We start from the raw sequence: 13172 nt of genomic DNA on the forward strand, positions 1-13172 counted from the left end.
ATTTAAAAGAAAAAATCATTAGATGGAAAACTATTTCGATGGAAAGCGGTATGCGGTGAAAGTCGCACGTACCGTTTGGGTCGGGGGAAAAGTTGGAGATAGCATCAAAGATTTACCTATCGACATCGGCTGCGTATGGAGTTTTAGCATATGAGACAGCTTATCTAAAAACATATTATCCAGTTGAATTTATGGCAGCGTTGATAACCAGTGTAATGGGAAATACTGATAAGGTAGTTGAGTATATAAGAGAATGTAAAGCATTGGAAATAGATGTATTGCCTCCAGATATAAATAAAAGTTTTTCAAAATTTTCAGTTGAAGGTGACAATATAAGATTTGGTCTAGCAGCTGTAAAAAATGTTGGTGTAAACATAATAAACAATATAATTGCTGAAAGAGAATCTAATGGACTATTTGTAGATTTAGTAGATTTAGTTAAAAGATTAGACCAAAAAGATACGAATAAGAGAGTAATAGAAAGTCTAATAAAATGTGGAGCTTTTGACAAGATAAGTGAGAATAGAGCTAGTCTGATGGCTGGTTATGAAAGTTTATTAGAAAGTGTATCTATGGACAGAAAGAAAAATGTTCAAGGTCAGATTTCTTTATTTGATGCTTTTGGAGGTAATGAGGAAGATAGTGATTTTCAACAAATATATAGTTTGCCTAAAAGGCAAGAGTATGAAGAAAGAGAGAGACTTAACCTTGAAAAAGAAGTCTTGGGAATGTATGTAAGTGGACATCCTTTATCACAATTTGAAAAAGAATTACAAGAAAAAACATCTATGGATAATGGAAAATTAAATTCATTAAAAGAGGAAGAAGAATCATACCTACAAATGAATGAAACAGATGTTATAATGGGTGGAATGATTGTAACTAAAACTATAAAAACTACAAAGCGAAATGAAATTATGGCATTTATTGAATTAGAAGATTTGTATGGTGCTATAGAAATAATAGTTTTTCCTCAATTATTACAAAAATACAATGTCATTTTGAATGAAGATAACATAATCTATGTAAAAGGAACATTAAGTATAAAAGAAGGCGAAAATGCAAAACTTATAGCTAGAGAGATAAAAGATATAAATGATGATACTGATTTTGAAGATAGAAACTACAATTCGGGAAGAATTAGAAATGTGGAAAATATTAAGCTAGAAAGTGGTAAAAAATTGTATTTGAAAATAGATAGTATGTCTGATACCGAGACAACTAACAATATTGTAGAAATAGCTAAACAATATCCAGGTAATGACAGTATATACTTATATCCTATGGACGAAAATATAAATGGTAAACGTAAAGCATATAAAATGACAGGAGCATTAACTTGTATATGTGATGAATTTATAAATAACTTAGAAAAGTTACTTCCTAAAGATAACATAAAAATAAAAGCTTGATTTTTTATATAAAAATCTAAATATATTATAATAATATGAAAAATATTGTCCGTTTTGTGATATAATATCACAAAATGGACATTTAAGGACATTTAATTTTTTTAGTCTTGATGGGATTGAAAAATGATATAGGGACAAAAAAAGTCCATTAAGATAAAATAACAACGATTATAATAAAAAATTGACATAAAATCCAAGGAGGTAAAAAATGAAAACTATAGGATTACTAACAAGTGGAGGAGATGCTCCAGGAATGAATGCTGCGATTAGAGCGGTTGTAAGATCAGCAATATATTATGGATGCAAAGTATATGGAATCAATAGAGGATATAAGGGGTTACTAGAAGAAGATTTAACTGAAATGAACTTATCTTCTGTTGGGGATATTATACACAGGGGAGGAACTATATTAAAATCTTCTAGATGTGAAGAATTTAAAACAGAAGAAGGACGATTAAAAGCAGTAAAAATTCTTAAGAAGTATAAAATCGATTGCTTAGTTGTAATTGGTGGAGATGGTTCATTTGTAGGAGCTCAAAAACTTAGTGACTTAGGATTCCCAGCCATAGGTATACCAGGAACTATAGATAACGATTTAGCATATACAGATTATACTATAGGATTTGATACTGCAATGAATACTATTATAGACGCAATAGGTAAGATAAGAGATACATCATCATCTCATGAAAGAGTTAATATAGTGGAAGTCATGGGAAGACATTGTGGAGATTTGGCTTTATATGCAGGTCTTGCAGGAGGAGCGGAAACTATAATAGTACCAGAAGTAGAAATTACGGTAGATGAAGTTGCTCTAAGATTAAAGACTACTCAAAAAAGAGGTAAGAGACATAGTATAATCGTTTTAGCAGAAGGAGTCGGAAGTGCTAGTGATTTAGAAAAGGAACTTAAAAAAGAGTCAGGAGCAGATTTAAGAGTAACTGTATTGGGTCATGTCCAAAGAGGAGGAAGCCCAACTGTATCTGATAGAATACTAGCAAGTAGACTTGGCGTAAGAGCAGTAGAATTATTACTAGATGGAAAATCAGCTAGAGTTGTAGGAATAAAAGAAAATAAAATAATTGACTTAGAAATAAGTGAGGCTTTAGCTCAAAAGAAAGTATTTGATAAAGAAGCTTATGAGATGGCAAAAATATTATCTATATAAGTTTTAGTATTAAAAATAAATCTGTGGAATAATATCTCAGGAGGAGCAAATATGTTAAATAATGTAAAGAAGACAAAAATTGTTTGTACACTAGGTCCAGCATCACAAAGCGAGGAAGTTTTAACTCAACTTATGCAAAACGGTCTAAACGTGTGTAGATTTAACTTTTCTCATGGTTCGCATGAAGAACATAAGGAAAGAATAGATATGGCAAAGAAAGTTAGAGAAAAATTAAATAAGCCAGTTGCTATATTATTAGACACTAAAGGGCCGGAAATTAGAACCGGTAACTTTGAAGACCCAGAGGTATTTTTAGAAGAAGGACAAAAGTTCACTATAACTATGAAAGATATTATGGGGACTAAAGAAATGTGTACGGTAAGCTATAAAGGTCTTGCTGAAGACGTTAAAGCAGGAGATTCTATACTAATAGATGATGGTTTAGTTGGTTTAAGAGTAAAAGAAATAAATGGAGAAGACATAGTTTGTATTGTTGAAAACTCAGGAATAGTTAAAAATCATAAAGGAGTAAATGTACCTGGTGTTAAGATAAATTTACCAGCGATAACTCCTAAAGATATAAGCGATATAGAATTTGGAATAAGTCAAGGAATAGATTATATAGCTGCTTCTTTTGTAAGAAAGGCATCTGATGTATTAGCAATAAGAGAAGTATTAGAGAACAATAATGCAACTGATATACAAATAATATCTAAAATAGAAAACCAAGAAGGTGTAGAGAACCTAGACGAAATATTAAAAGTTTCTGATGGTATAATGGTAGCTAGAGGTGACTTAGGTGTTGAGATACCAACTGAAGAGATGCCAATAGTTCAAAAAATGATGATAAAAAAATGTAATGAATTAGCAAAGCCAGTTGTAACTGCTACACAAATGCTTGATTCTATGATAAGAAACCCAAGACCAACAAGGGCAGAAGTTACAGACGTTGCTAATGCTATTTATGATGGAACAGATGCGATAATGCTATCGGGAGAAACTGCTGCTGGAAAATATCCTGTAGAAGCAGTAAAAATGATGGCTACAATAGCAAAAAGAACAGAAGAGACTTTAGATTATGATAGATTATTAAAGGAAAATGGTACTAACAATGTTACTGTAACAGATGCAATAAGCCATGCAACTTGTACAACAGCAGTAGATTTAAATGCATCAGCTATAATAACATCTACTTCTTCAGGATACACTGCTAGAATGGTATCTAAGTTTAGACCAAAATCTCCGATAATAGCTACTACAAATAATGAAAAAACTATGAATAAATTAGCTCTTACATGGGGAGTTTATCCAGTTAAATCTTCTGTTGCAGGAAATACAGATGAAGTTATAGAAAAAGCAATTGAGGCAGTTAGACAAGCTGATTATATAGATAATGGAGAATTAGTAGTTATAACTGCTGGAGTACCAGTAGGAGTAAGTGGAACTACTAACTTAATAAAGGTTCATGTAATAAGTGAAGAAATAGTGCAAGGTATAGGTGTAGGTACTCAAACAGTAGAAGGTAAAGTTCGTGTAATAAAGAATGGAGATACTTGTATAGACTTCAATGAAGGAGACATACTTGTTTCTACTGCTACTGATGCTGAGATGAACAATTATATAGAGAAAGCAGGAGCTGTAGTAACTGAGAATGGTGGAATGACATCACATACAGCTATTGTAGGTATAAATTTAGATATACCAGTTATTGTGTCTGCAACTGATATAACAAATCTAGTAAAAGATGGAGAAGTTGTAACTGTGGATGCATCAAGAGGTGTGGTATATAGAGGTTCAACTAGAGTTTTATAAGAAAAATAATAAATTTATTTACCAAGGGGCTTTATAAGCTCCTTTTTTTTTGGTAAAATAAAATATTGTAGCTTAGTAAAAATATAGTTTAATTAATAGCAATATTTTAATATAAATTTAAAGAAAAGAGTTTGTAAAGATTTAAATATAATAGATTGATTGGAGGGTGATTTATGCTTTCGAAAAACGAGGTGTATATTGTAGATATAGTAGACATTGGACAAGGCGGAGTAGGAGTAGGAAAGTACAATGGTATTACAGTTTTTGTAGAGGGCGGATTGATACAGGATAAAGTTAAAGTTAGGATTAATAAAGTAAAGAAAAATTATGCTGTAGGAGATATTGTTGAGATAATAGAAAAGTCTCCATTCAGAGTAAAAAGAGTGTGTAGTGATAATCTTAGGGATTGTGGAGGGTGTCAGATACAAGATTTGGATTATAATAAGCAACTTGAAATGAAAACGAATGAAGTTAAGCAAGTACTTACAAGAATAGGTAAGTTAGAGGATGTAGAAGTTCATGACACTATAGGAATGGATAATCCATATAGATATAGAAATAAGGCTCAATTTCCAATACAAAAGAATTATGGTGTTCCAATTATTGGTTTTTATAAAAAGAAGACTCATGATGTAATATCTACAGAAAAGTGCGTAATACAACATGAGATAAATGATAAAATTGTTAAGATAATAAAAACATATATAAGAGCCTATAAGGTAAGTATATATGATGAAAAAACTCATACAGGGTTGATTAGACATTTGGTAACAAAAATAGGTTTTACGACTAAAGAAGTAATGGTTGTATTAGTAGCTAATGGAAACAAACTTCCATATCTTAAAGAATTAGCTTCAGTGCTTAAGGAAAATATACCTGGATTTAAGACTTTGGTTATAAATGTAAATCAAAAAGATACGAATGCTGTTCTAGGAAGAGAAAACATAGTTATCTATGGAGATGGTAAAATAAATGATTATATAGGTGACTTAGTATTTGAGATTTCGCCATTGTCATTTTTCCAAGTAAATCCTGTTCAAACTAAAGTATTATATGATAAAGCTCTTGAATATGCAAATCTAAAGGATACTGATACTGTTTTTGATATTTACTGTGGCATAGGTACAATATCTTTATTTTTGGCACAAAATGCTAAAAAGGTTTATGGAATAGAAATTATAGAGGATGCTATAGAAGATGCTAAGATAAATGCTAAATTAAACAATATACATAATGCTGAATTCTATGTTGGAAAAGCAGAAGAAGTTGTCCCTAAGATGTATAGTGAGGGTAAGACTGCCAATGTAGTAGTTGTAGACCCACCTAGAAAGGGCTGTGACGAAAAGGTATTAGAAACTATTGTTTCAATGAATCCAGAAAGAATCGTTTATATTTCTTGTAATCCTTCTACTTTAGCAAGGGATTTAGATTATTTAAATATACACGGATTTAAATGTATTGAAGCACAGCCTGTAGATATGTTTCCTCATTCTACACATGTGGAGACTATAGTGTTGATACAAAGAAAAACTGATGTTGTATCATTTTAGTTGACACCTTATACACAAGGAATAGATGTATAATGAAAGAGAATAAGGAGGCAACTACAATGGCAACAAAACAACGCAAATACGACATGTAATACAAAATCCAGGCGGTAAAACTGGCAAAAGAAATCGGAGGGGCAAAGGCCGCCGCCGAACTTGGCATCCATGAAAACACCATGTTACGCATGGACAAAGGCCGTCAGATAGGGACGACTAGATATTGGTTCCGGTTCACATACCCCGGAAACCGCCATGAGCCTTGCCGGGGAACTGGCTGTACTGCGTAAGCAGGTAAAATAACTCGATAAAGAGAATCGGCGCCTTCGGGAAGAAAACAAATTTTTTGAGGAAGCAAGCGCTTTTTTCGCCGCCAGACGTCGGAAGTCAGCAAGAACCAGAGAATGATGTTCATTGCCTTAAAGACAGAGGACGGCACAGTCAGGGGAAAACTTTCTTTTTACTGCCGGATTCTGAAAGTAACACGGCAGGGGTTTTATAAATATCTGTCAAAGAAAAACCACCCATGGAAATACCAGAATTTAGCCGATGCCATGAAAGCGATCGTGTCAGAAGATGAATGCAACGATACTTACGGACGGATCCGTATGTACCAGGCGCTTCTTCTGAAACAGCCGGAAGGCATCCGCATTCCCAGTGAGCGGACGGTTTACCGCATCATGGAAGAAATCGGGCTCAGCCACCGCCCGAAACGCAAACCAAACGGGATTACCAAGGCTGACCGCGAGGCACACAAATCGAATGATCTGTTGGAAAGAAACTTCACATCTGCGCAACCCTTGAAAAAATGCGTCACGGACATCACCGAAATCAAGGCAAAAGACGGAAAACTCTATGTATCTGCCATATTTGACTGTTTTGATGCCACAGTCCTCGGGCTGGCAATGGACACAAACATGAAATCGGTGTTGTGTGAAAGGACTCTTGACAACGCCGTCCGTTCCTATCCTGTACTCAGGGGAGCCGTCATCCACTCTGATCGCGGAACACAGTACACCAGCAAAACCTATCGAAAAGCGATTGGCAGGCACGGGATTCTCCAGAGTATGAACAGTGCCGGTGGGCGCTGCCATGACAATGCCCGCTGTGAAAGCATGTGGGCAAGGATGAAAGAGGAACTCCTCTATGAGCGGAATAACACAGAAAAAATGACCATTGAGGAACTGAAAACCCTCATCTGGAGATACTTTATCAGCTATTGGAATAACCGGAGGATATGCTCTGCCAATGAGGGGCTTCCTCCTATGGTGAAACGGCAGCGATATTATGAATCTCTGGCCGCTGCAGCTTAGGTATTGATATCCTTGTATAAAAAGTGTCAACCAATATTGACAAGATCAAAGGAAGTCAATGAAATGTGTAGTAGCAAGGATGCCTTCCTTCCTTTATTACAGGCAAACATTGAATCCACCCTTGGTGGTAAAAGTGAAGAAGCTATCGAAGCTATTGATGAAAAGCTGACAGAACTTCAAAAGGAGCTGCTGCAGCTAGCGAATGTAAAAAAGGACTACGAGCCGATTGCAGATGAGATTGACCGACTGCGAGAAGAAAAGCAGAACCTCATAGTAGAGGATGCTGAACGGGAAGGAACCAGACCGCGTGTGCAGGAGATGAGGGAATATTTACCGGAACAGCCAGCCTGAATATGACGAACAGCTGGTCAGACGGCTGATTGAAAAAATCACGGTGTTTGATGAGAAATTTGTGGTCGAGTTCAAGGCAGGGGTGGCAATAACAATAGAGAAGTAATATGGAAATAGATGTATGACGCTTAGGCCACGGTCTGGGCGTTTTCTCTGTTCATGAATTGTTTGCAGAATATTATACTAAAACCATTGACAAATATTTTGTCAATATATATAATCTAAGCATCGGAGGTGATACTGTGAACGAAATTGAAAGACTTCAGAAATATTTGTTACTTGTAAGAAGAACCGTTGGATGGATCGCTGAGGAGTTTGGTGACCGTATAGGAGTTACTAGGCAGACAATAAACAACCTGGAAGCAGGTCGCAATAAGCTGAACAAAACACAGTATATTGCCATGAGAAGTGTTTTGGATGTGGAAATGCATCAGTATCCGGAAGAAACTGAAATGTTAAATCTGATTTTGGATGTATTCGTTGACCATCCTGAAAATTATGATGAAAAAGAAAGAGAAGAATTTCTCACTAAAGCTAATATGGTCACCCCCTCTATCTTGGCGGGGTCTACCAGTAGAAAAGACGTATCAAAGGAAATAATGGCGGTTGCTGACGGAATTGGTTTAATTGCAGAGGCTACACCGCCCTTTGCTCCGGTGGAGGCTACAAGTGCCTGGTTGCTAAAAACGATATTCGACAAGAAAAAATAAGGAGGGTTTCATCATGGATAAGTATATTAAGAAAAAGAAAGAAATGAATTTCTAGTCTGTTGATGCTCTTCAGCAAGTTGTTAATGTCGTGAATGAGGCAGCTGTGGCTGTAAGCGATAAATCTCGCATCATTAGAGAAAGTGCAATTCCAGAGGTGTTAATGGGGGCATTAGGTGCCGGAATTGGTGGTGTTCCTTCGTGCCTCTATATGGAATGGGTTCTGTGGTTGGCTTAACTGCAGCCGGTGGACTTGTAGGCGGTGGCATGGTTGCAGGAGCATTACCAAAGAGTCATGGATGCAGTGCTATCTAACGGAAAGGAGACCACATCAGATGAGCAAGTATAAGTATTCAGAAACAGAACAACAGATGAATGATGTGCTTACGTATCATGCCAAAGAACTGAGCAATATTTCCTTTCCTGATACGGAGAAAATAGATGCCTCCATTGTGCAGGCTGAAGCAAAACTAAAAGCATTGGGTATCGATGTGTCAAAAGTGAGCCGCCCCAAAAGTCCTGCGTCTGAAAAAAAGGTTATGCTTATTCCTACATGGAATCAGATGGTTGCAGAAGCACAGGCATCAAACACACCATTGTTAGTATGTGGAAAATGTGCAAAAAGATATATCCCCATGACTACAAATCTTTTGATCAAAGAAGTATGTAAAATGGATAAAGAAGTAGTCGAAATTGATAAACAAGCGATGGGGACCATAGCTGAACCTGCTGAGAATAAAATTACATGGTTTGACTTTGAAAAGATTAAAAATAAATTTTTAGAACAACGATTTATCTCTGAAAAAGTAAAATTCCTATATGATAAGGATGATTATTATTTTATACCAGGATTGGTAAGGGAATGGGAAATTGGTTTTCTTACACCGGTATTCTTTAATATTGAAGTCTTACTGAAGTATATGCATCATCCAGATTACGGCTTAGATATAGGTGCCGATACATTTGGTTATATTTATAAAGGTGATGAGCATTATATTACATTCGGAATTAATGAAAATAATAAAGTAATAATGTGGCTTGGCGATATTGGTAATATGCCACTGGAAGAACAATTTTACCTACGTTCGGAAAATGTACTATCTGATCATTCAATTGGATCGGAATTTTATGAGGCGGAAATTGAGGTGGTATGGGCGAATCCATCTGCCGAGAATAATTTGATAAAAAAGAGATTAGTCTTTAACGAAAGTATCCGATCACATTATGGTTTGTCAGTAGCACAATTAGATACAGAAACAGTAAGAATTGTAAAGAATATCTACAAGCTGTTGATTGATACGAATGATGCATTTAAGGATTTAATGATTCCTATGAATGAACTGCTCGTTGAATCAATTAACAGCAAGGAGATAAAAAAAAGATCTAAAAAACAGATATCCAGAATTAAAAGAAGAACTCAAAGAAAAGAAGGGTATTAAACTGCTCCAACTGTGGCTGGATAAAAACACTCAAAATATAGATGTTAATTTTGAAATAGCACCATTATATGTATTATATGATCTTCGATTAGTTTCAGCACATTTATATTCCGATGACTCACGTGAGGAATTATTAACAAGATGCTGCGAGAGATTAGGACTTGATTTGAGTGAAAGAAGCTTTGTAACAATTGCAAATACATTGATTGAAAAATTGACGTTAATGTATGAAAAATTTAATGTTGCGATTATTGCTATGGGCGAGGAAAGTGAGGAAACGGATGAGTGACAAGGTAATGTATATTACTGGTGTTATAGATACTGAATTGTGGGATAAAGCAAAGTGGCTGGGAACGGCAATCCTTTCAGATAAAAAATCAGCACCATATTTAGGTCTTCTTTTTACAAACAGAGATGCAGCAATAAAAATATTTGAGCAATGGAATAAGGATTTTGGCCACAGAGATATATATGAAGAGATGAGAGTATCTGTTATAGAAGGCGATATTCAAGGGCAAGAACATGGCTACACAATTCATATTACAACGAATCAGGAAAACCTGATTTCAAAGTATAAAAAATTGAATCTATCTACTGATGAGATATCTTTTGCTATAATTAGCCGATATAGAAGGATGCCTACTGCAGTTGGAAATCGAAATATGGCGAACTTCAGAGAAGAAGTAGAGAGATTTTTAAGTTACAAGATCATTCCGGTTTACATGAGCGAATCAGGATTGGAGCCATTATTTGATTATGAGATAGAGAAAACAGAGATTTTCTTTAGACAGGTTGATGAAATAACAGAGCAAGATATTGATTATGCATGTATAAAGCCTAGAGATAATTAATTTGTTAGGTGATTAAAGCAGGTGGATATGATGAAAGATTATAGTCGATATGTTTTCGCAAACGAGTAGAGCAGTAAAAATGCCCTTGATTTATTCCCGCGAACGACCGAAGGTATTTGACATACTTGCAATCAACGCGTGCCATTTTGAGCGCGTTTGTTTAATGACGAGAAAAGAGAAGTAAAAGTGCCGCTAAAGCCGATAAAATGGGCATCTGTCGTAAGTCGGATTTGGCAGTGAGAGGCAAGAAGATTTGAAAGAAAGGGCAAGATTTCAATGACACCTTGATGGGATTTTGAAATTTGCCTATGGCTGATTATTCTATTTTGGCTTAGTGAGTGCATAGAAGTGCTGGCATAGTGCGAGTGAGCAGGATTATTGACAGCAATCACAGACATTGAAATCAAACCAAATGGTGACTGTGGACCATAAATACAAAAAAATATGGTAAAATACAATAAAAGCGGTCTTATTGACGATGGAAATGGGGATAGATGAAATGAAACTACTGGTTGTAGAGGATGAGAGAAAGCTTGTGAAAAACCTTGCCAAAGGACTGAGAAAGTTGGGATATGCTGTAGATTGTGCGTTTGACGGGGAAGAGGCTTTGGAGCTGTATGAATTGAACACGTATGATTTGATGATACTGGATTTAAATCTCCCCGAAAAAGACGGACTGGAAGTTCTGCGGTGTGTTCGATCAAAGGATTTATATTTTCGCGTGATTATTTTATCCGCCCGCAGTAGTGTGGAGGAAAGAGTGAGAGGACTCGATATGGGAGCAAATGATTATCTGGCGAAGCCTTTTGATTTTAAGGAGCTGGAGGCTCGTATTCGGGGACTTTTGCTGCGGGAATTCAGACAGAGAGAGTCACGGCTTATCTGCGGAAACCTGGAGGTTGATACCATAACTAGGACTGTAGGCTTTATGGGAATACCGGTTTCGGTTACAAAGAAAGAGTATGGTATTTTAGAATACCTGATGCTCCATAAAAGGACGATTAGTGCAGAGGATCTGATGGAACATGTGTGGGACAGTGAGGTTGATCTGTTTTCAAATACATTGAAATTCCATATGAGTTCCCTGAGAAAAAAATTAGAGGAGGCAACTGGCGGCCAGATAGAAATCGTTACGGTCAGAGGTCAGGGATATTATATTTCTTCCAGGGAGGGAACGGATGAATAGATGGTCTTTACAAATCAAGATTACAGTCATTGTGGCAGTGATTACGACATTGGCATGTATTGTGATTACAGCGAATTCTATTATCAGTGCCGATAATTATTATGGAGCATTTGTTGATGAATCTTTAATTCAGAAGGATGCCCCGCAAAGCATAGAGGGGCTTCCGGGAGCAGACCAACACGCCATCAGTCCGGACAGGGATTTGGATTACCAGATGGTGAACCGTCGCTTTTCTGTCCTGAGTATTATTGTGCTGGTACTTATTGTTTTGCTTTCCAGCGTGCTGACGTATTTTTTGATGGGGAAAACCTTAGGCCCTCTGAACCGGTTTGTACATTCCATCCGTGGAATCCGATATGACAAGCTCAGTGAACGGATTGAACTTCCAAAATGTAAGGATGAGATCTGGCAGCTTACGAATACCTTCAACAGTATGCTGGGACGCTTGGAAGAGGCCTTTGAATTAAAAACACAGTTTGCGGCCAATGCAGCGCATGAATTAAAAACGCCTTTGACCATTATGAAGTCTTCCCTTCAGGTGTTGGAAATGGAGGAACATCCCTCAGAGACAGATTACAGGGAATTCATAGAGGATACAAGGGAAGGCATTGAAAGACTGATCAAGACCGTGGACAGCCTAATGGCGCTGACGAAAGAGCAGGCGGAGGAAGAAACGGAAGAAATTGTCTTGAGAGGTTTACTGGGGCAGATCGCAGAGGACTTGAAGTCAAGAGCAGAAGAAAACAGGATTACCATAATAGTAAACGCAGATGAGTCCGTTATCTGGGCAAGCAGGACGCTCCTGCACCGCATGATTTATAATCTGGCGGAGAATGCAGTGAAATATAACAGACCGGGAGGAAACATAACACTCAGTACTATAATCAGTGGCGGTAGACTGGGTATAGAAGTCTCCGATTCTGGGATTGGGATGGATGAGGAGATAGTGAAGCACATATTTGAACCGTTTTACCGGGCAGATCAATCCCGATCCCAGAAAATTCCAGGTTCCGGTCTAGGCTTGTCCATTGTCAGGCTGATTGCAGAACGTATGGACGGCCAGCTAAAGATAATGAGTGAACCAGATATAGGTACTACGATATGCTTCTTCTTTCCAAAGTGTGCTAGGAAAGAAAATTTTATGGTATGGAGAAATCCGATGAATAAGAGGATTTCGGGAAGACTTTAGTCAGTTGAATGTAGTAACGCATGAAACAATAAACCACCCGCTATGCGCAACATCATAAACTTAGAAAACAGGCAAAGGAATCTGTTACAAGTAGGCAGATTCCTTTTATTATGATAAAATATAGTCCAGTGGTGATATGTCAAGAGGAAAATGATTAGAAATCGCAAGTTTTTTACTGTATTTTCCTAAAAATGGGCGCA

At 36.6% G+C, this 13172-nt stretch carries 11 protein-coding genes; all 11 read left to right on the forward strand.

The annotated features are described in order from the left end of the window. Window positions 1-92 precede the first annotated feature (92 nt). The 11 genes from IR152_RS05140 to IR152_RS05190 all read left to right on the forward strand — a co-directional run bounded on the left by IR152_RS05140 (window position 93) and on the right by IR152_RS05190 (window position 12972). A complete protein-coding gene (locus IR152_RS05140; RefSeq protein WP_227450737.1) occupies window positions 93-1412 on the forward strand; it encodes an OB-fold nucleic acid binding domain-containing protein in 1320 nt (439 codons plus the stop codon). A gap of 208 nt (window positions 1413-1620) precedes the next feature. After that, complete coding sequence (gene pfkA / locus IR152_RS05145) at window positions 1621-2580, forward strand: 6-phosphofructokinase (protein ID WP_003416974.1); 960 nt, start codon at window positions 1621-1623, stop codon at window positions 2578-2580. A 51-nt stretch (window positions 2581-2631) separates the two neighbouring features. Beyond that, window positions 2632-4392 carry a pyruvate kinase gene (gene pyk / locus IR152_RS05150; protein ID WP_227450738.1) on the forward strand — a complete coding sequence of 587 codons (1761 nt, stop codon included), beginning with the start codon at window positions 2632-2634 and terminating at the stop codon, window positions 4390-4392. A 173-nt stretch (window positions 4393-4565) separates the two neighbouring features. Continuing rightward, a complete protein-coding gene (gene rlmD, locus IR152_RS05155) occupies window positions 4566-5942 on the forward strand; it encodes a 23S rRNA (uracil(1939)-C(5))-methyltransferase RlmD (RefSeq protein ID WP_227450739.1) in 1377 nt (458 codons plus the stop codon). A 398-nt stretch (window positions 5943-6340) separates the two neighbouring features. Next, entirely contained in the window at window positions 6341-7249 is a 909-nt protein-coding gene (locus tag IR152_RS05160; RefSeq protein ID WP_227450740.1) for an IS3 family transposase, read from the forward strand. A 63-nt stretch (window positions 7250-7312) separates the two neighbouring features. Further along, entirely contained in the window at window positions 7313-7600 is a 288-nt protein-coding gene (locus IR152_RS05165) for a hypothetical protein (protein ID WP_227450741.1), read from the forward strand. A 242-nt stretch (window positions 7601-7842) separates the two neighbouring features. Beyond that, entirely contained in the window at window positions 7843-8310 is a 468-nt protein-coding gene (locus IR152_RS05170) for a helix-turn-helix domain-containing protein (protein ID WP_227450742.1), read from the forward strand. 332 nt (window positions 8311-8642) lie between these two features. Continuing rightward, window positions 8643-9746: a hypothetical protein gene (locus IR152_RS05175; protein WP_227450743.1), complete on the forward strand. Its 1104-nt coding sequence runs from the start codon at window positions 8643-8645 to the stop codon at window positions 9744-9746. Between the two features lie 269 nt (window positions 9747-10015). Further along, entirely contained in the window at window positions 10016-10597 is a 582-nt protein-coding gene (locus IR152_RS05180) for a hypothetical protein (protein ID WP_227450744.1), read from the forward strand. A 478-nt stretch (window positions 10598-11075) separates the two neighbouring features. After that, entirely contained in the window at window positions 11076-11783 is a 708-nt protein-coding gene (locus tag IR152_RS05185; protein WP_311315427.1) for a response regulator transcription factor, read from the forward strand. Further along, window positions 11776-12972: a sensor histidine kinase gene (locus IR152_RS05190; protein WP_227450745.1), complete on the forward strand. Its 1197-nt coding sequence runs from the start codon at window positions 11776-11778 to the stop codon at window positions 12970-12972. The genes IR152_RS05185 and IR152_RS05190 overlap by 8 nt, the downstream gene beginning before the upstream one ends. The last annotated feature ends 200 nt before the right edge of the window (window positions 12973-13172 follow it).

The sequence above is a fragment of the Clostridioides sp. ES-S-0108-01 genome (assembly GCF_020662285.1).
In the GTDB taxonomy this organism is placed as follows: domain Bacteria; phylum Bacillota; class Clostridia; order Peptostreptococcales; family Peptostreptococcaceae; genus Clostridioides.